The sequence below is a fragment of the Massilia sp. BAP21 genome (assembly GCF_057801335.1).
On the sequence record NZ_CM173596.1, the window covers coordinates 5283376 to 5301387 of the forward strand.

At 64.8% G+C, this 18012-nt stretch carries 16 protein-coding genes; 9 read left to right on the forward strand and 7 right to left on the reverse strand.

Annotated features, from left to right (window positions below; all coding sequences use genetic code 11):
- Positions 1–145: 145 nt before the first annotated feature.
- Positions 146–1000: an SDR family NAD(P)-dependent oxidoreductase gene (locus ACWYRN_RS23100; RefSeq protein ID WP_488690150.1), complete on the forward strand. Its 855-nt coding sequence runs from the start codon at positions 146–148 to the stop codon at positions 998–1000.
- 3 nt (positions 1001–1003) lie between these two features.
- Entirely contained in the window at positions 1004–2332 is a 1329-nt protein-coding gene (locus ACWYRN_RS23105) for an MFS transporter (protein WP_488690151.1), read from the forward strand.
- A 4-nt stretch (positions 2333–2336) separates the two neighbouring features.
- On the opposite strand, the gene ACWYRN_RS23110 is transcribed toward ACWYRN_RS23105, so the two are convergent.
- The 7 genes from ACWYRN_RS23110 to ACWYRN_RS23140 all read right to left on the reverse strand — a co-directional run bounded on the left by ACWYRN_RS23110 (position 2337) and on the right by ACWYRN_RS23140 (position 10623).
- Positions 2337–2708 carry a CzcE family metal-binding protein gene (locus tag ACWYRN_RS23110; protein WP_488690152.1) on the reverse strand — a complete coding sequence of 124 codons (372 nt, stop codon included), beginning with the start codon at positions 2706–2708 and terminating at the stop codon, positions 2337–2339.
- A 126-nt stretch (positions 2709–2834) separates the two neighbouring features.
- A complete protein-coding gene (locus tag ACWYRN_RS23115) occupies positions 2835–4043 on the reverse strand; it encodes a CaiB/BaiF CoA transferase family protein (protein ID WP_488690153.1) in 1209 nt (402 codons plus the stop codon).
- Positions 4044–4105: 62 nt separating this feature from the next.
- Complete coding sequence (locus ACWYRN_RS23120; RefSeq protein ID WP_488690154.1) at positions 4106–4903, reverse strand: oxepin-CoA hydrolase, alternative type; 798 nt, start codon at positions 4901–4903, stop codon at positions 4106–4108.
- Positions 4900–6057: an acyl-CoA dehydrogenase family protein gene (locus tag ACWYRN_RS23125; protein ID WP_488690155.1), complete on the reverse strand. Its 1158-nt coding sequence runs from the start codon at positions 6055–6057 to the stop codon at positions 4900–4902. Before ACWYRN_RS23125 ends, ACWYRN_RS23120 begins: the two co-directional genes overlap by 4 nt.
- Before the next feature lie 13 nt (positions 6058–6070).
- The gene (locus ACWYRN_RS23130; protein WP_488690156.1) at positions 6071–7279 is read right to left on the reverse strand and encodes an acyl-CoA dehydrogenase family protein; all 1209 of its coding nucleotides are present in this window, start codon (positions 7277–7279) and stop codon (positions 6071–6073) included.
- 8 nt (positions 7280–7287) lie between these two features.
- Positions 7288–8469, reverse strand: a complete 1182-nt coding sequence (locus ACWYRN_RS23135) for an acetyl-CoA C-acyltransferase (RefSeq protein WP_488690157.1) — start codon at positions 8467–8469, stop codon at positions 7288–7290.
- 24 nt (positions 8470–8493) lie between these two features.
- Positions 8494–10623, reverse strand: coding sequence for a 3-hydroxyacyl-CoA dehydrogenase NAD-binding domain-containing protein (locus tag ACWYRN_RS23140; RefSeq protein ID WP_488690158.1), 2130 nt, complete (start codon positions 10621–10623; stop codon positions 8494–8496).
- Between the two features lie 298 nt (positions 10624–10921).
- Here ACWYRN_RS23140 and ACWYRN_RS23145 point away from each other — a divergent pair, with 298 nt between their 5' ends.
- The 7 genes from ACWYRN_RS23145 (at position 10922) to ACWYRN_RS23175 (ending at position 17997) form a co-directional block, all read left to right on the forward strand.
- On the forward strand, positions 10922–11728 hold the full coding sequence (locus ACWYRN_RS23145; protein ID WP_488690159.1) for an IclR family transcriptional regulator: 807 nt from the start codon (positions 10922–10924) through the stop codon (positions 11726–11728).
- A gap of 102 nt (positions 11729–11830) precedes the next feature.
- Positions 11831–12991, forward strand: coding sequence for an ABC transporter substrate-binding protein (locus ACWYRN_RS23150; RefSeq protein ID WP_488690160.1), 1161 nt, complete (start codon positions 11831–11833; stop codon positions 12989–12991).
- 111 nt (positions 12992–13102) lie between these two features.
- The gene (locus ACWYRN_RS23155) at positions 13103–13975 is read left to right on the forward strand and encodes a branched-chain amino acid ABC transporter permease (RefSeq protein ID WP_229439695.1); all 873 of its coding nucleotides are present in this window, start codon (positions 13103–13105) and stop codon (positions 13973–13975) included.
- Complete coding sequence (locus tag ACWYRN_RS23160; RefSeq protein WP_488690161.1) at positions 13972–14925, forward strand: branched-chain amino acid ABC transporter permease; 954 nt, start codon at positions 13972–13974, stop codon at positions 14923–14925. Before ACWYRN_RS23155 ends, ACWYRN_RS23160 begins: the two co-directional genes overlap by 4 nt.
- Entirely contained in the window at positions 14912–15616 is a 705-nt protein-coding gene (locus tag ACWYRN_RS23165) for an ABC transporter ATP-binding protein (protein WP_488690162.1), read from the forward strand. Before ACWYRN_RS23160 ends, ACWYRN_RS23165 begins: the two co-directional genes overlap by 14 nt.
- Position 15617: 1 nt before the next feature.
- Positions 15618–16319 (forward strand): ABC transporter ATP-binding protein, encoded by a 702-nt coding sequence (locus tag ACWYRN_RS23170; RefSeq protein WP_229439692.1) that lies wholly within the window; start codon positions 15618–15620, stop codon positions 16317–16319.
- Between the two features lie 49 nt (positions 16320–16368).
- Positions 16369–17997 carry an electron transfer flavoprotein-ubiquinone oxidoreductase gene (locus ACWYRN_RS23175; protein WP_488692873.1) on the forward strand — a complete coding sequence of 543 codons (1629 nt, stop codon included), beginning with the start codon at positions 16369–16371 and terminating at the stop codon, positions 17995–17997.
- The last annotated feature ends 15 nt before the right edge of the window (positions 17998–18012 follow it).

The window sequence follows — 18012 nt, forward strand, 5'->3', positions numbered from 1 at the left end:
GAAAAACACAAGTGCCCACCGATCGCACGCCGCCACGCACCCAGACCGATTTTTCTAAAATGTGTCGCCGCATCGACTACAAGCCACCCGCACCGTGCTATGATTTTCCAACCTACATACCATAACCCCTAAAAAGGCGAGACACATGATCAGCTTCGCAGGAAAGACAGCCATTGTCACCGGCGCCGGTGGCGGCCTCGGTCGTTGCTATGCACTCGAACTGGCCCAGCGCGGCGCGCGCGTGGTCGTCAACGATCTCGGTGGCGCGGCCGATGGCCGCGGCGCGGGCGGCGCCGCCGACGCCGTGGTCGAGGAGATCAAGGCCATGGGCGGCGAAGCGATCGCCAGCCGCGCCAGCGTCACCGACCGCGACGGCGTCGCCGCCATGGTCCAGCAGGCGCTGGACGCGTTCGGCCGCATCGACATCCTGGTCAACAACGCGGGCATCCTGCGCGACAAAAGCTTCCTCAAGATGGAACTCGACGACGCCCAGGCCGTGCTCGACGTCCACCTGATGGGCTCCTTCAATTGCACCAAGGCGGTGTGGGCGATCATGGCCGAACAGGGTTATGGCCGCATCGTGATGACGACCTCGCCCTCGGGCCTGTACGGCAACTTCGGCCAGGCCAACTACGGCGCCGCCAAGATGGGCCTGGTCGGCCTGATGAACACCCTGAAGATCGAAGGCGCCAAGCGCGACATCCGCATCAACGCCATTTCGCCGGTGGCCGCCACGCGCATGACCGAAGGCCTGCTGCCGCAGGAGCAGTTCGACAAGCTCGGCCCCGAGCACATCGTGCCGGGCGTGGTCTACCTGGCCAGCGACGACGCGCCCAGCGGCGTGATCCTGCAGGCGGCCGGCGGCAACTTCAGCGTCGCCACCATCGTCGAAAGCCCCTGGGTCGACCTCGGCCCGGAATCGAGCGCCGACGGCGTGGCCGCGCAGTGGGAACGCATCAGCGATTTGTCCAATGCCCAGCCGCGCCACAAAAGCAAATAACACATGACGACCCACGCGGCGCCCAAGTTTGACGCAAGCACCGGCGCCGACGATCGACAGGCGGCCTACGACGCCCAGGTCGCCCGCGACCTGCCGCGCAACTACGTCGCCAACCTGGTCCACGGCTTCCTCGGCGTTACCGGCTTCCGGCTGGTGACGGCGCCGACCTTCGTCCCCGCCTACATCTACCTGCTCTCGCAATCGAACCTGACGGTTGGCCTGGCCCTGGCCGGCCAGTCGCTGGGCATGGCCTTATCGTCGATCTGGAGCGCCACGCTGATCGAACACCGCAAACGCGTGATGCCGGTGGTGTTCGGCGTCGGCTGGCTGATGCGCGCCCAGGTGCTGGGCCTGGCCCTGTCCGGCTTCCTGCTCAGCGGCGACGCGGCGCTGGTGGCCGTGTGCGTCTTCCTGGCGCTGTTCGGCTTCTTCTGGGGCATGCAGGCGGTCAGCTTCAACTTCGTGATGGCCAAGGTGATCCCCGCCAACCGGCGTGGCGAACTGGCCGGCATGCGCAACTTCCTCGGCGGTCTGTCGGCCTCGGTCGTGGCCTATTTCGGCGGCAAGCACCTGGTCGAGGCAAACGCCTTCGGCAATGGCTATGCGTCCACCTTCATGGTCGCGTTCATCCTCACCAGCATCGGCATCTCGGCACTGAGCTTCCTGCGCGAGCCGGAGTCGCTAGCGGTGCGCGCGGCTTCCAGCCTGATGCAACGGCTGCGCGACATCCCGGCCATCCTGCGCCGCGACCGCCAGTTCACGCGCTTCTTCATTGCCCGTGCACTGGCCGCCCTCGGCATGACGGCCGCACCCTTTTACGCCATCCATGCCGGCAAGTTCGTCGATTTGTCCGGCGCCACGCTCGGCTATCTGTCGCTCTCCTTCCTGCTGGCCCAGACCGTGAGCAACCTGCTCTGGGGCCGCATCGCCGACAAGCGCGGCTACCGCCTGGTGTTCCTGCTCAGCGTGGGCCTGTGGCTGGTGTCGACCTTGGCGCTGATGGTCTCACACAGCCTGCCGCTCTTCATCCTGGCCTTCTGCGGCCTCGGCGCGGGCCTGGGCGGCTACCAGATCGCCTCGCAAAACTTCGTGCTGGAGTTCGGCTCGCACCACGAATTGCCCATGCTGATCGCGGTATCGGACACGGCGTCTCACTTGATGATGGCCGTCGGCCCGCTGCTGGGTGGGGTACTGGCCCACCATTTCGGCTTCACGCTCGTGTTCTGGATCGCGATTGGCGTGAAGGCGGTCTCGCTGGTGGCGATGCTGCGCATGCGCGAACCCCGTGCCGCGGCGGGCGACGCCGCGGGCATGTCGTCGGACCCTGGCTGAGGCCCTAGTGGACCAGATGCCAGGGATTGGCTAACCGGCTGCGCGCATAGAGTTCGCTTCCTTCGTTGTAAAGCGGGTCGGGCATGAGGTAGACCAGTACTTCGTGGTCGAGCATGCCGCTGGGCGCCACCTGGTTCAGGGCAAACACACTGACGATCGGGCTGGCGTTGAAGTTCCAGGCAAAGGCCTGGCCTGCGGATTCGAAGCGCACCACGTCGCCGCCAATGACGTTGACGTAGCGGGTTGCGGGGCTGATGCTGACGGTGCGGCTGGCGGCGTCCGCCGGCACAGGCGTGCCGACCAGATCCTGGTGCGGTGTGATCGGGGCGCAGGCGCCCACGGCTACGGCCAGGGCCGCGATGACGAGACATTTCATGACGTGCTCCTCCCTGCCGGCGCACGAAAGCGTTCGCCGGCAAAGGCGTTGGAGCGCGATTTACGGTGAGGGTTCCATACCGTCCAGTAGATCGCGGGGATTCCCCTGGCGACCTGCTGGACAGGCTTATCTGGAGACGCCGCGCTCCTTAAGGCTGGCCAGCTTTTCTTCCGACAGCCCCAGCAAGTCGGCCAGCACCTCGTTCGTGCCTTCTCCCAACCGCGGCGGCGCGCTACGGATCGGCAGGCGCTCGCCATTGAAGCGGTACGGCGACGCCAGCACAGCCACCTGCCCCACTTCGTCGTGCGCCATGTACTGCACCAGCCCGCCGTCAGTAGCACGCTGCGAGGTCAGCGCCTCGTGCAGGCCCGCCACTTCGCCGCAAGGAATGCCGACCCGGCTCATCGCGTCGAGCAGGTCACGGCGCTGGCGCTTGGCCAGTTCGCTGCGGATCATCGGCATCAGTTCGTCGCGGTGCTGGGTGCGCGTCAGGTTGGTCTTGAAACGCTCGTCGCCCGCGATGTCGGCGCGGTCGATCACATCCGTGCAGAATCGCAGGAACTGGCTATTGTTCCCGACGGCGATCACCAGCGGGCCGTCGGCCGCTTCGTACACGCCGTACGGCATGATCGACGGGTGGCCGTTTCCGAAGCGCGGCGGATCGTTCCCGCGCAGCAGGGCTTCCAGGCCATAGTAGGCGGTGATCATCAGGCCGCAATCGAACAGGGCCATGCCCACATGACGGCCTTGCCCACTTTTTTCGCGCTCGTACAGCGCGGCCAGCACGCCCTGGGCTGCGTACATCCCGGTCATCATGTCGACCGCCGCCACGCCGAACTTCAGCGGCGGCTGGGTCGGTTCGCCGTTCAGCGCCATCAGGCCGGACTCGCCCTGGATCACCAGGTCGTAGCCGGGACGCGTGGCTTCAGGTCCGGTACGGTCGTAGCCGGTGATCGAGCAGTAGATCAGGCCCGGCTGTTCCTTGCTCAGTTCATCGTAGCCCAGGCCCATGCGCTCGACGTCGCCGAACTTGAAATTCTGGATCACGACGTCGCTCTTCTTCACCAGCTCGCGCGCGATCTCCTGGCCTTCCGGGGTCTTCAGGTCGAGACAGACGGAGCGCTTGTTGCGGTTCACGCTGTTGAAGTAGGCGGTCTCGGTGGACCCGACGCGCATGCCCCAGTCGCGCGTGTCGTCGCCCCGTTCGGGATGCTCGACCTTGATCACTTCCGCGCCCAGGTCGCCGAGGACCATGGCGCACCAGGGGCCGGCCAGCACGCGCGACAGGTCCAGCACGCGCACGCCTGCCAGCGGCAGATTGGATTTGCTGTTCAACTTGATCTCCACTGTTCTACCTGCCGGCGTCCGCGTTTTGCGGCGCCGGCAGCTTGTTCTTGTTACTGCTTCAGGCGCAGCGCCTCGAAATCCGGCGCGCGCTTGCCGAAGAAGGCGGCAATGCCTTCCTGCGCTTCGTCGTCGCCCTGCGACTCGACCATCAATTGCGCTTCCAGGTCCAGCTGTTCGTGCAGGCTGTTCGAGCCCGCCTGGGCGCACAGCGTCTTGATGCGTGCATTCGCATTCGCCGGGCCATCGGCCACGCGCGCCGCTAGTGCAATCGCTTCCGCCAGTGCCGCGCCGCGTTCGGTCAGGCGATTCACGGCGCCCAGCGCATGCAGGCGCTCGGCCGTGAGGCGTTCGCCCAGCAAGCACAATTCCGTCATCAACTGGCGCGACAGGAACTGCGATAGAAAAGCCGTCGCACCGCCATCCGGGCTCAGGCCCACCTTCACATAGGCCATCGCAAAGAAGGCATCGCGCGCCGACACCAGCATATCGCAGGCCAGCGCCAGCGACAGTCCGGCGCCGGCTGCTCCGCCCTCCACCGCCGCAATCACCGGTTTCGGGCAGGCCTGGATCGCGCGGATGGTCTCGTGCAGGCGCTCGATCTTCAGGCGCCGCTCGGCAGGCGCCAGCTCGCGCCGCGTTGCCAGCGCACGCAAGTCGCCGCCGGCGCAGAAGAACTCGCCGTCTCCGACCAGTACGATCGCGCCGATGGCCGGATCGGCCGCCGCGTCGAGCAGCGCCGCCTGCAGCGCGTCGTACAGCTCCGGGCGGATCGCATTCCTCGCCGCCGGATTGCTGTTGACGAGGACGCGCACCGCGCCCTCGGTCCGCACGATCAGTGCGTCGCTCATACCGTAGCCAGGTCTTGCTGGACTGCGCGCCCCAGCGCGATGTAGCGTTCGAGATGGTGGTCCTCGTCGCCCAGCTGGTGGTCGATCAGCACCAGGCGCTTGGCGAAGTGGGCCATCGGCAGTTCCCAGGTCATGCCGATACCGCCGTGCAGCTGGATGCATTCTTCCGCCACCAGGGTGCCGATGCGGCCGATGCTCATCTTCGCTGCAGACAAGGCGCGCTCGCGCGTGATGCGGTCCGCATCCAGTGCCGCAGCGGCGTTGATGACGGTCGAACGGGCCTGCTCGATTTCCAGCAGCAGGTCGGCCATGCGGTGCTGCAGGGCCTGGAAGGAGCCGATCGGCACGCCGAACTGCTTGCGGGTGCGCAGGTAGTCCAGGGTCGCTTCCTTCGCCGCTTCCATCGCGCCGACCGCTTCCGCACACAGCGCCAGGATGCCGCGGCCGACCGCGCGTTCCAGCGTGGCGTAGCCCTTGCCTTCTTCGCCCAGCAGCGCGGCTTCGCTCAGCTGCACGCCAGCGAAGGTGACGTCGGCCACGCGGCCGCCATCCATGGTCGGGGTGCCGCGAATCGAGACGCCCGGCGCGCCTTGCGGCACCAGGAACAGCGAGATGCCGTCCTCGGAACCGACCTCGCCCGAGGTACGCGCCGAGACAACAAACACGTTCGCCTGCTCGGCCGCCTGCACCACGGCCTTCACGCCGTCCAGCACCCAGGCATCGCCCTCGCGGCGGGCGGTGGTCTGCACGCGCGCCAGTTCGTAGTGGGTGTTCGGCTCATCGTGCGCGAAGGTGGCGATGGTGGCGCCGGCCGCGATTTCTTCCAGCACGGCTTTTTGCTCGGCATTGCCGGCAAACGAGATCGCCTCGGCCGCCAGCACGGCGCTGCCCAGCACGGGTTCCAGCACCAGGCCACGGCCCAGGGCCTCGAAGACCACGGCGATGTCGAAACCGCCGCCGCCGAAGCCGCCGTCTTCTTCACGCAGCAGCGCGCCAATCACGCCCAGCTCGGCGAATTTTTCCCACATCTCGGTCGAGTAGCCCTGCTCGGTCGCGGCGGTACGGTTGCGCGTCTCGATGCCATACTGCTCGGCGATAAATCGATTAAGACTATCGGCGAGCATGCGCCGTTCTTCAGTGTGTTCGAAGTTCATGTCTGTCTCCCTCTTACAGGCCGAGGATCATCTTGGAGATGATGTTTTTCTGGATCTCGTTGGAGCCGCCGAAGATCGACAGCTTGCGATTGTTGAAGTACTGCGCCGTGGCCGCTGCCGCAAAGTCCGGGCCGAATGGCTCGCCGGCGAAGTCCGCGTCCAGCATGTCCTGGGTGAACGGACGCGCATACACGCCCATCGCGCGGCGCGTCAGCGACAGGATCTCCTGGCGGATCTCGGTGCCGCGAATCTTCAGCATCGAGCTCTCCGCACCCGGCACGCCGCCGCCGGCAACCGCAGCGATCACGCGCAGGTTGGTGGTCTTCATGTTTTCCAGGTCGATCTCGACGCGCGCCAGGCGGCTGGCAAAAGTTGGATCTTCAGTCAGCGGCTTGCCGTTGCGGGTCTGCTCGGCGGCGATGCGCTTCAGGCGCGCCAGGGCTGCCACCGAGAAGCCGACGCCGGCGATGTTGGTACGCTCGTAGGTCAACAGGTACTTGGCGCAGGTCCAGCCGCGGTTCTCTTCGCCGACCAGGTTCTCGGCCGGTACGCGCACGTCGGTGAAGAAGACTTCGTTGACTTCGTGCTCGCCGTCGAGCGTGATGATCGGACGTACTTCGACGCCAGGCGTGTTCATGTCCACCAGCAGGAAGCTGATGCCTTCCTGTTTCTTGGCTTCGCGGTTCGTGCGTACCAGGCAGAAGATCATGTTGGCGTGCTGGCCCAGCGTGGTCCAGGTCTTCTGGCCGTTCACGATGTAGTGGTCGCCCTCGGCATCGGTACCGCGCACGGCGGTGGTCTTCACGGCCGCCAGGTCGGAGCCGGCGCCTGGTTCCGAATAACCCTGGCACCACCAGTCGGCGCCGCTCAGGATGCGCGGCAGCCAGTACTGCTTCTGTGCTTCGTTACCGTACTTGATCAGGACCGGGCCCAGCATGTTGACGCCGAAGGGCACGATGCGCGGCGAGTTCGCCAGCGCGCACTCGTTCTCGAAGATGAACTTCTCGATCGCGGTCCAGCCTGGGCCGCCGTACTGCTCCGGCCAGTGGTTCGCCAGCCAGCCGCGCTCGTTCAGGATCGCGTGCCACTCTTCCATGTCGGCCTTGGTCAGGTGCTTGCCGTTGGCGACTTTATCCGACAAGCGCTTCGGCAGCTTCTCGGCCAGGAAGGCGCGTACTTCGGCGCGGAATGCTTCTTCTTGGGGGGTAAAATTCAGATCCATGACTATCCTCAGAAAATCTCGAACAGGCCAGCCGCGCCCATGCCGCCGGCGATGCACATCGTGACCACAGCGTACTTCACGCCACGACGCTTGCCTTCCAACAGGACGTGGCCGGCCAGGCGCGCGCCGGTCATGCCGAACGGGTGGCCAATCGAGATGGCGCCGCCGTTCACGTTCAGGCGCTCGTCGGGGATGCCGAGGCGCTGCTGGCAGTAGATGGCTTGCGACGCAAAGGCTTCGTTCAGCTCCCACAGGCCGATGTCGTCGACGGTGAGGCCGAAGCGGCCAAGCAGTTTCGGCACCGCGAACACCGGGCCGATGCCCATTTCGTCGGGCTCGCAACCGGCGACGGCCAGGCCACGGAAGGCGCCGAGCGGCGTCAAGCCGAGGCGTTCGGCTTCCTTCGCTTCCATCATCACGCAGGCCGAGGCGCCGTCCGACAGCTGGGATGCATTGCCTGCGGTGATGAATTTACCTTCACCCATCACCGGGGCCAATTTCGCAAGACCTTCGTAGGTGGTGCCGCGGCGGTTGCAGGTGTCCTGGTCGACGGTCACTTCGCGCTGGGTGACGGCGCCGGTTTCCTTGTCGGTGACCGACATGGTCGTGGTGCAGGCGATGATCTCGTCCTTGTAGCGGCCGGCCAGCTGGGCTTCTTCGGTCTTGCGCTGCGATTCGAACGAGAAGCGGTCCTGCGCTTCGCGGCTGATGCCGTAGCGGGCGGCGACGATGTCGGCGGTGTCGATCATCGGCAGGTAGAGTTCCGGCTTGTTCTCGAGGATCCACGGGTCGATGCCCGAGTCGCCCTTTTCGCGGGTGCGGATCTGCGAGATGCTTTCCACGCCGCCTGCGATCACGGCCGGTGCGCCGTCGACCACGATGCGGCCGGCGCCGATGGCAATCGCCTGCAGGCCCGAGGCGCAGAAGCGGTTCACGGTGGTGCCGGCGATGCTGATCGGCAGGCCGGCGCGGATCACGGTCTGGCGCGCGACGTTACGGCCAGTGGTGCCTTCCGGGTAGCCGCAGCCGAGGATCGCGTCTTCGATCAGGGCCGGGTCGATACCGGCGCGGTCCACTGCGGCGCGCACGGCAAAGGCGGCCAGTTGCGGGCCGGAGGTGATGTTGAATTCGCCGCGGTGCGCCTTGGTCAGCGGGGTGCGGGCGGTTGAAACGATGACTGCTTCGCGCATGGCGAGTCTCCTAGGTTGTTCTATTTACTTGATTTGATTCAGGCTGCTGAAGTCCTGGCCCTTCTCGACCAGCTCCACCAGCAGTGGCGACGGCTGCCAGAAGATCGGGTCTTCCTTCGCGAATTCCTGGATGTCGGCGAGGATCTTCGGCAGGCCGACGGTATCGGCATACTTCATCGGGCCGCCGCGGTAGCGCGGGAAGCCGTAGCCGTGCACGAAGGTCACGTCCACATCGAGCGGACGCAGGGCGATCCCCTGGTGCACCACGTTCGCGCCCTCGTTGATCATCGCGGCCAGGTAGCGGCGCACGATTTCCTCGTCCGAGAATTCACGCGGGGTGACGCCGGCGCGCTCCCGCTCGGCGTCGATGATGGCTTCGACTTCCGGGTCCGGCGTGCCGATGCGCGCGCCTTCCGGATACAGGTAGTAGCCGCGGCCGGTCTTCTGGCCGAACCAGCCGCGCTCGGCGATGCGGTCGGCGATCTGCACGTAGCGCGCTTTCGGGTCGCGCGTGGCGGCGCGGCGCTTGCGGGTGGCCCAGCCGATGTCGCCGCCGGCCAGGTCGGACACCTGGAATGGGCCCATCGGGTAACCGAAGTCGCGCAGCGCCTTGTCGATCTGGTACGGGGAGGCGCCGTCTTCCATCATGTAGTGCGCGGCCTGGCCGTAGACAGCCAGGATGCGGTTGCCGATGAAGCCGTCGCAGACGCCGGCACGGACCGGGGTCTTCTTCAGCTTCTTGGCCAGCTCGAAGGCGGTGGCGACCACGTCGCTCGATACTTTCGCAGGCACGACGATCTCGAGCAGCTTCATGATGTTCGCCGGCGAGAAGAAGTGCAGGCCGATCACGTCTTGCGGACGCGAGACGCTGTCGGCGATCTCGTTGATGTCGAGGTAGGAGGTGTTCGTGGCCAGCACGGCGCCCTGCTTGCAGACGCGATCCAGTTCGGCGAAGACGGCCTTCTTCACGCCCATCTCTTCGAACACGGCTTCGATGACGAGGTCGACATTGGCCAGCGCATCGTAGGCGGTGCTGCCGGTCCAGCGCGCCATGACGGCGGTCTTGCCCTCTTCCGTCATGCGGCCCTTCTTGACCAGGCCATCGTAGACTTTTTCCACGTTCTTGCGGCCGCGTGCCAGTGCTTCTTCGTCGCGCTCGATCATGGTCACCGGCAGGCCAGCGTCGAGGGCCGCAACGGCAATACCGGCGCCCATCGTGCCGCCGCCGACGATGCCGACGCTGGCAATCGCGCGTGGTTTCGCATCGCGGGTTTCCGGCGACTTCGCGGTTTCGCGCTCGGCGAAGAAGGCATGCACCAGGCCGGCGCGCTGCGGGCTGTCCAGGCATTCGATGAAGAGCTTGCGTTCCAGCGCCAGGCCTTCGTCGAACGGCAGGTCGATGGCGCCCTGCACCGCGTCGACGATCTTCAAGGGCGAAAACAGGCCGCGCGATTTCTTGGCAGTGTCGGTACGCGCGGCGTCGACCACGGCGCTTTGCGCTGCGCGGTCAGCCAGGGCTTCGGCGTCGCGCGTGCGGCGCACCGGCGCTTTTGCGTCCAGCAGTTCCTGGGCATAGGTGAGGCCCACGGCCACCGGGTCGTCGCCTTCGACGATGCGGTCGACCAGGCCGAGCTTTTCGGCTTCCCTGGCGCTGGCGTGGCGGCCGGTGAGCATCAGGTCCAAAGCGGCTTGTGCGCCGATCAGGCGCGGGGTACGCTGGGTACCGCCGGCGCCCGGCAGCAGGCCGAGGGCGACTTCAGGCAGGCCGAACCTGGCGGTCGGCAGGGCCACGCGGTAGTGCGCGGACAGGGCCACTTCCAGGCCGCCGCCGAGGGCGACGCCATTGATGGCGGCAACCACCGGCTTGGTCGAGGCTTCGATGCGGTTGCAGACGTCGGGCAGGGCCGGCGCCATCGGCGGCTTGCCGAATTCGCGGATGTCGGCGCCGCCGATGAAGTTGCGGCCCGCGCCGACGATCAGCACGGCCTTCACCGCAGGATCGGCGTCGGCGGCTTCGATGGCCTCGAGCAGGCCACGGCGCACATCCACGCCGAGGGCATTGACGGGCGGGTTGTCGATGCTGACCAGAAGGATGTCGCCATGCTGCTCACGAGCGACCTGAGCTGCGACTTGTGCGTTTGCGCCGGAATTCATGTGTCCTGTCTCCTTGTAGTTGGTTCGCTGTGCGAAATTGTGTTTTGCATCTTGCAGCGAATTCAACGATAACCCATTTTTGGCGCGAATGTAAACGTCTCGCCGGCCCCGATTTCACGTCCAGAAAACCACAAATCCGCATACCGAACCCGGATTTACCCATCCGTCATAGGAACGTCAATATTCACTGTTTCGCAGTGCGAACGACCATTTCACAAAACTGTTGACACCCCGGTTTTTGATATGTGATCATCATTTCCAGACTCAGCCAAAGATGCTGGGCAACGGAGACAATGAGATGGAAGAAATCCAGTCATACACTGAGGAAGAGAATGCCAAGGACCGTCAATTCGTGACTGCCCTGGCGCGTGGGCTCGAGATCCTGCGCTGCTTCCGTCCCGGCGAGGCTTACCTCAGCAACAGCGAGATGGCCAAGCGCACGGCCATGCCGAAGCCCACCATCTCCCGCCTGACCTACACGCTGACCAAACTCGGCTACCTGAATTACTCGCCCGAACAGGGCCGCTACCAGCTCGGCGCGCCCGTTCTCGCGCTCGGCTACACGCTGCTGGCGAACCTCGACGTGCGCAAACTCGCCCGCCCCGGCATGCAGGAACTGGCCGAATACGCGCAGTGCTCGGTGGCCATCGGCATCCGCGACCGCCTGCACATGGTGTACGTGGAGGCCTGCCGCGGCAGCGCCGCCGTTACCCTGCGCCGCGACGCCGGTTCGCGCATTCCGCTGGCGACCACCGCGATGGGCAAGGCCTATTTGTGCGGCCTGCCCCAGGCCGACCGCGACTTCCTGATGGACCACATCCGCCTGCATGCGGAAACCAACTGGCCGAAGATCAAGGCCGACATCGAACAAGGCTTCAAGGACTTCCAGGACCGCGGCTTCGTGCTGTCGTCGGGCTACTGGGACGCGAACATCAGCGCCGTCGGAGTGCCGCTGGTCGACCCCGACACGCCCAAATCGATGGCCTTCAACTGCGGCGGCCCGGCCTTCCTGCTGCCGCAGGAGAAGCTGATCGAGGACCTCGGCCCGCGCCTGGTGCAACTGGTACGAAATGTAGAAATGAGCATGGGCCGCAACATCGGCTGATGACAAGAACATGCGAGAGTCCGGCACCCCGGGCCATCGCAGACAAACCCGGTCCCCGCAACGGGATCCGATTCGTGGCAACAATCTGAATAGGTGGAGACAATGAGCAAGGCTAAAACAATCGCCCTCGCAGTATTTGCAGCTTTGAGCGCAGGGTCGGCAAGCGCCGAAGAATTCCTGGTCGGCGTGCAGATCCCGTTGACCGGCCCACTGGCCCGCGTCGGCATGGGCACGCAGGAAGGCATCCGCGTCGCCGCGGAAGTCTTCAACAAGACCAACGGCAAGCACACCATCAAGCTGGTCACCGTCGACGACGAATCGGCGCCGGCCAAGGCAGTTGCCGCAGTCGAGAAGCTGGCCAGCCAGGGCGTGGTCGCCGTGACCGGCGGCTACGGCTCGAACAACATCTCGCCTGCGTCGGACGCGGCGAATAAACTGGGCCTGGCCTACATCACCTCGGGCGGCGTCGATGACGGCCTGGTGAAAGCCGGCCGCAAGAACTTCTTCCGTATTAATAACACCGAGGGCTACCAGAAAGCCCTGGTCGGTTTGATCAGCGACCTGGGCGTGAAGTCGGTCTCGATCATCTACTCGACCAAGGATGCGACCCACGGCCTGGCTGCCGACGTCGAGAAGACCCTGGGTGCCAAGGGCATCAAGGTCGGCATGCACGCCTTCGACCCGGCGATTACCGACTTCAAGCCTATCCTGAACAAGGTCAAGCTGCGCGACCGTTCGGAATTCATCGCCATGGTCGGCTATGAAAACGAATACGTCGGCATCCTGCGCGCCGCCCGCGTGCTGAAACCAAACGTCAAGGCGATCGCCGGCGTGTGGTCGCTGGCCACCCCGAAAATGGCGGCCGACTTCCCGGACCTGATGCCGAACGTGTACGGCACCGCCGTGCTGCCCTTCCCTGTCACCTTCACCTCGCCGGACGGCAAGGCCTTTGGCGACGCCTACAAATCGCTGCTGAACAAGGAGCCTGACTACTTGGGCCAGTTCGGCTACGTGCAGTCGATGCTGCTGTTCGAAGCGATCGCACGCGCCGCCGACAAGGGCACCATCAAGAAGGGCGGCGTGATCGAAGAAATGCGCAAGACCGACAAGCAGACCCTGATCGGCCGCGTGCAGTTCGACGCCAACGGCGACAACAAGAACTTCACCCAGCGCATGGGCCAGCACCAGGGCAAGAAGGTCGAACTGGTGTGGCCGAAGGAAGCGGCTACCGCCAAGCCGAAATTCCCTGGCGTGCCTTGGTAACAAGCTTCTCGCAGGCGCCCTCTCTATATATAGTTAGTGCGCCTGCAGCCTGTGGTTTGAAGTACGCGGGCAGGACTCCCCTGCCCGAATGAATTCGATGGGAATGCAGAAATGACGGACTTGATCTTACAAGCCGTGTATTCCGGGCTGTTACAGGGCGGGTCGTACGCCCTGATCGCACTTGGCCTGGCGCTGGTCTTCGGCGCCATGAAAGTGATCAACCTGGCACACGGCGAACTGGTACTGCTGGCGGCGTACATCGCCTACACGGTCGAATCGAAACTCGGCTGGAATCCAATCATGGCCATCCCGGCCGCGGTGATCATCGTGACGATCACCTCCGCCCTTCTTTACTTCGTGGTCGGCAAAATCAAGACCAACCGCGAAATCAACTCGCTCACCCTGACCTATGGCGTCGGTGTGATCCTCACCAACCTGGTGCTGATGATCTGGAGCGCCGACGTGCGCGCCACCAGCTCGAGCTGGATGCAGGAAGCCTTCGTGGTCGGCGAACTGTACTCGATGCGCTCCGAAGTGCTGTTCTTCGGCGTGAGCATCGTGCTGATCGTCGCTCTCTGGTGGTGGCTGTCGCGCTCCTGGTATGGCCGCGCCGTGCGCGCCGTGTCGAGCAACCGCGACGCCGCCAAACTCATGGGCATCAACCCGGGCAAGACGGAACTGGTGTCGTTCATCGTGGCCGGCATCCTGGCCGCCTTCGCCGGCGTCGCGCTCTTCTCGTACGGCGTGATCACCCCGGCCTACGGCGGCGTGCTGACCGTGAAAGCCTTCATCATCACCGTGCTGGCCGGTATCGGCTCGATCCCGGGCGTGCTGATCGGCGCAGTCCTGCTGGGCATTGCCGAGTCGCTCACCGTCACGCTCGCCAGCTCGGCGCTGCAAGAGTTGGCCGGCATGGGTCTGTTCCTGCTGGTGTTGTTCGTCATGCCGAACGGTCTGTTTGGTGCTGCCCGGAGGCGCGGATGAAAATTAACAAGCTACTGATCGCCGTCCTGCTGGCGGTGTATATCCTGGTCCCGGTACTGCTGGGCGGCGACGCCTATGTGATGTCGCTGGTGATCGCCTCGCTCGTCATCGGCGGAATCGCCCTGTCGTGGGCCCTGCTCGGTAACCTAGGCGGCATGGTGAGCTTCGGCCACGCGGCCTTCTTCGGCGTCGGCGCCTACACGTCGGCGGTGCTGAGCATGCAGCACGGCCTGCCGATCTTCCTCGGCCTGCTGATGGGCGGCGTTGGCGCCGTGGTGTCGGCGGTGCTGATGCTGCCGGTGCTGCGCCTGCGCGGCCCCTACTTCGCACTGGCGATTTTGGCCTATGCCCACATCTTCCGCATCCTCGCCACCGAATGGCAATCGGTGACCGGCGGTTCGGCCGGCATCGCCAGCATTCCGCAGCTGCCGACCCTGTTCGGGATCGACTTCTCGACCAAGATCGGCAACTACCTGGTGATCCTCACCATCGTGCTGGTGTTTGCGTGGATTTACGACCGCATCCGCCGCAGCCCGCAAGGCCTGGCCCTGCGCGCCATGCACGACAGCGAAGACGCAACCCGCGTGGTGGGCGTGAACAACACCCTGCTGAAAGCGCTGATGCTGCTGGTGTCGGCCTTCATGTGCGGCGTGGTCGGCGCCTTCAACGCCCACTACATCAACTTCCTCGAGCCGGATTACGCCTTCAGTGCGCTGTGGGTGACGATCCCGATCGTGGCGGCCATCTTCGGCGGCTACCGTACGATTACCGGCCCGCTGATCGGCGCCGTCGTGGTCTACCTGGTCGACCAGCTGTTCGTGAAGAACATCATGCCGACCGGCCACCAGCTGGTGCTCGGCCTGGTCCTGGTGGTGATGATCATCGCCAGCCCGGATGGCCTGCTTGGCCTGTTCCGCAAGTTCAAGAGGAAAAAAGATGCTGCAGCTTGAAAACGTCACCGTCCGCTTCGGCGGCCTCACGGCGGTCAATGACGTGACCCTGTCGGTGGGTACCGGCGACGTCGTCGGCCTGGTCGGCGCCAACGGCGCCGGCAAGACCACCCTGTTCAACGCCATTTCCGGCCTGGTACGCCCGACCACCGGCCGCATCGTCTTCAACGGCACCGACGTGCTGAAGGCGCCGATGTACCAGCGTGCCCGCATGGGCATCGGCCGTACCTTCCAGATCCCGCAGCCGATGCACGAACTGACGGTGCGCCAGAACCTGGAAGTGGCCCAGCGCTTCGGCACCGGTTCCATCAACCAGAAACGCATCGACGAGATCCTGGCCTTTACCAACCTGGCGGCCAAGTCGGAACGCGACGCATCCACGGGTCTCGCGCTGACGGAACTCAAAGCCTTGGAAGTGGCGAAAGCCCTGTCGACCAATCCGAAGCTGCTGCTGCTGGACGAAGTGCTGGCCGGCCTGGAAACCAACGGCAAGCGCGCCTTTATGAACATGCTGAAGGACTTGCACAAGGAGTTCTCGGTCGGGATCGTGATCATCGAGCACGACATCGAGACCATCAGCAATCTGTGCGAACGCGTCGCCGTGCTGAACTTCGGCGGGCTGATTGCCGAGGGCACGCCGGCCCAGGTGTTCAGCGACCCGGCCGTCATCAAGAGTTATACGGGAGGCTGAGATGTTAGAAGTTCAAAACGTACGCGCGGGCTACGGCGCCATCAACGTGCTGTGGGACCTGTCGCTGAGCGTCCAGCCAGGTAAGCTGACCACCATCATCGGCCAGAACGGCGCCGGCAAGACCACCCTGCTGCGCGCCATCATGGGCCTGATCCCGGTGTCGCAGGGTTCGATCACCCTGGATGGCAAGCCACTGAATGGCATGCCGACCTGGGACATGAACCTGGTGTCGATGGCCATGATCCCGGAAGGCCGCATGGTCTTCCGCGACATGACAGTCGAGGAAAACCTGATGATGGGCGCGTTCTCGCCCCAGCACCGCGCAGGCGCCGCGGCCAACCTGGAAAAGTCGTATGTCATGTTCCCGCGCCTGCGCGAGCGCCGCAAGCAGCTGGCCGGTTCGCTCTCGGGCGGCGAAGCGCAGATGCTGGCGATGGCGCGCGGCCTGATGAGCGACCCGAAGGTCCTGATCATCGACGAGCCGTCGCTCGGCCTGGCGCCGGTGATGGTGAACGAACTGTTCGAGATCTTGGGACGCCTGAAGCAGGATGGCCGCACCATCATCCTGGTCGAGCAGAACACCCACCGCGCGGTGGGCGTGGCCGACCACGTGTACCTGATGCAGAGCGGTAAAGTGGTGCTGTCGCAGGCCGCGTCCGAGGTCAGCCTGGACCACCTGCACGATCTGTATTTCGCGCGCTGATCGGAGCTTTGATATGAGTCTGTTGGAAGAATACGGTCCGCGCGAGTCGATGGAATACGACGTGGTGATCGTCGGCGGCGGGCCTGCGGGCTTGTCGGCCGCGATTCGCCTGAAGCAGCTCGCAAACGACAAAGGCCAGGAAGTGTCGGTCTGCGTGCTGGAAAAAGGCGGCGAGATCGGCGCCCACATCCTGTCGGGCGCGGTGATGGACCCGATCGCGCTCAATGAACTCTTCCCGAACTGGAAAGAGCTCGGCGCGCCGCTGCACACCCCGGTGACCGAGGACCAGGTGCTGTTCCTCACCGAGACCAAGGCGATCCGCACGCCCGGTTTCATGGTGCCGAAGATGCTGACCAATCACGGCAACTACGTGATTTCGCTGGCCAACGTCACGCGCTGGCTGGGCCAGCAGGCGGAAAGCCTGGGCGTCGAGATCTTCCCTGGCTTCCCTGCCGCCGAGATCCTCTACAACGAGGACGGCTCGGTCAAGGGCGTGGCCACCGGGAACATGGGCGTGAAGCGCGACGGCGAACCGGGTCCGGACTTCCAGCTCGGCATGGAGCTGCACGCGAAGTACACCTTCTTCGCCGAAGGTTCGCGCGGCCATCTTGGCAAGCAGCTGATGGCCAAGTATGAGCTGAACAAGGACACCGATCCGCAGACCTACGGCATCGGCATCAAGGAACTGTGGGAGATCGACCCGGCCAAGCACAAGCCGGGCCTGGTGATCCACACGGCCGGCTGGCCGCTCGATAACGACACCTACGGCGGCTCCTTCCTGTATCACCTGGAGAACAACCAGGTGGCGGTGGGCTTCGTGGTGGGCCTGGCTTACCAGAACCCGTACCTGTCGCCGTACGAGGAATTCCAGCGCTATAAAACGCATCCGGCGATCCGCCACTTCTTCGAAGGCGGCAAGCGTATCTCGTATGGTGCGCGCGCGATCACGGCGGGCGGGTTGCAGTCGCTGCCGAAAACCGTGTTCCCGGGCGGCTGCCTGATCGGCTGCGACGCCGGCTTCCTGAACACCAGCCGAATCAAGGGCAGCCATGGCGCGATCAAGACCGGCATGCTGGCGGCGGAATCGGCCTTCGCGGCCCTGGGCGCGGGCCGCCAGCACGATGAATTGAGCAGCTACCCGGCCGCGTTCAAGCAATCGTGGCTGCACGAAGAGCTCTACGTTGCCCGCAACTTCAAGCCATGGATGAGCAAGGGCCTGTACCTGGGCACCGTCATGACCGGCATCGACCAGATGATCTTCAAGGGCAAGGCGCCCTGGACCCTGCGCCACAAGCACGCGGACCACGAATGCCTGCGCCCTGCCTCGGACTTCCAGCCGATCGTGTACCCGAAGCCGGACGGGAAGCTCACCTTCGACAAGCTGTCGTCGGTGTTCATCTCGAACACGAACCACGCCGAAGACCAGCCGGTGCACCTGACGCTGAAGAACCCGGCGGTGCCGGTGCAGATCAACCTGGCCAAGTACGCGGGACCGGAGGGGCGCTACTGCCCTGCCGGCGTCTACGAATACGTGAAGAGCGACGCGGGCGAGGACCGCCTGCAGATCAATGCCCAGAACTGCGTGCACTGCAAGACCTGCGACATCAAGGACCCGACCCAGAACATCGTCTGGGTGACGCCGGAAGGCGGCGGCGGCCCGAACTACCCGAACATGTAAACCATTTTTGACAAA

What these genes read in the sequence shown, in the direction of transcription:
- ACWYRN_RS23135 (WP_488690157.1), bottom strand. Translation starts at nt 8,469, where the DNA reads ATGCGCGAAGCAGTCATCGTTTCAACCGCCCGCACCCCGCTGACCAAG.
- ACWYRN_RS23175 (WP_488692873.1), top strand. Translation starts at nt 16,369, where the DNA reads ATGGAATACGACGTGGTGATCGTCGGCGGCGGGCCTGCGGGCTTGTCG.
- ACWYRN_RS23140 (WP_488690158.1), bottom strand. Translation starts at nt 10,623, where the DNA reads ATGAATTCCGGCGCAAACGCACAAGTCGCAGCTCAGGTCGCTCGTGAG.
- ACWYRN_RS23145 (WP_488690159.1), top strand. Translation starts at nt 10,922, where the DNA reads ATGGAAGAAATCCAGTCATACACTGAGGAAGAGAATGCCAAGGACCGT.
- ACWYRN_RS23150 (WP_488690160.1), top strand. Translation starts at nt 11,831, where the DNA reads ATGAGCAAGGCTAAAACAATCGCCCTCGCAGTATTTGCAGCTTTGAGC.
- ACWYRN_RS23105 (WP_488690151.1), top strand. Translation starts at nt 1,004, where the DNA reads ATGACGACCCACGCGGCGCCCAAGTTTGACGCAAGCACCGGCGCCGAC.
- ACWYRN_RS23130 (WP_488690156.1), bottom strand. Translation starts at nt 7,279, where the DNA reads ATGGATCTGAATTTTACCCCCCAAGAAGAAGCATTCCGCGCCGAAGTA.
- ACWYRN_RS23100 (WP_488690150.1), top strand. Translation starts at nt 146, where the DNA reads ATGATCAGCTTCGCAGGAAAGACAGCCATTGTCACCGGCGCCGGTGGC.
- ACWYRN_RS23120 (WP_488690154.1), bottom strand. Translation starts at nt 4,903, where the DNA reads ATGAGCGACGCACTGATCGTGCGGACCGAGGGCGCGGTGCGCGTCCTC.
- ACWYRN_RS23155 (WP_229439695.1), top strand. Translation starts at nt 13,103, where the DNA reads ATGACGGACTTGATCTTACAAGCCGTGTATTCCGGGCTGTTACAGGGC.
- ACWYRN_RS23160 (WP_488690161.1), top strand. Translation starts at nt 13,972, where the DNA reads ATGAAAATTAACAAGCTACTGATCGCCGTCCTGCTGGCGGTGTATATC.
- ACWYRN_RS23125 (WP_488690155.1), bottom strand. Translation starts at nt 6,057, where the DNA reads ATGAACTTCGAACACACTGAAGAACGGCGCATGCTCGCCGATAGTCTT.
- ACWYRN_RS23110 (WP_488690152.1), bottom strand. Translation starts at nt 2,708, where the DNA reads ATGAAATGTCTCGTCATCGCGGCCCTGGCCGTAGCCGTGGGCGCCTGC.
- ACWYRN_RS23165 (WP_488690162.1), top strand. Translation starts at nt 14,912, where the DNA reads ATGCTGCAGCTTGAAAACGTCACCGTCCGCTTCGGCGGCCTCACGGCG.
- ACWYRN_RS23170 (WP_229439692.1), top strand. Translation starts at nt 15,618, where the DNA reads ATGTTAGAAGTTCAAAACGTACGCGCGGGCTACGGCGCCATCAACGTG.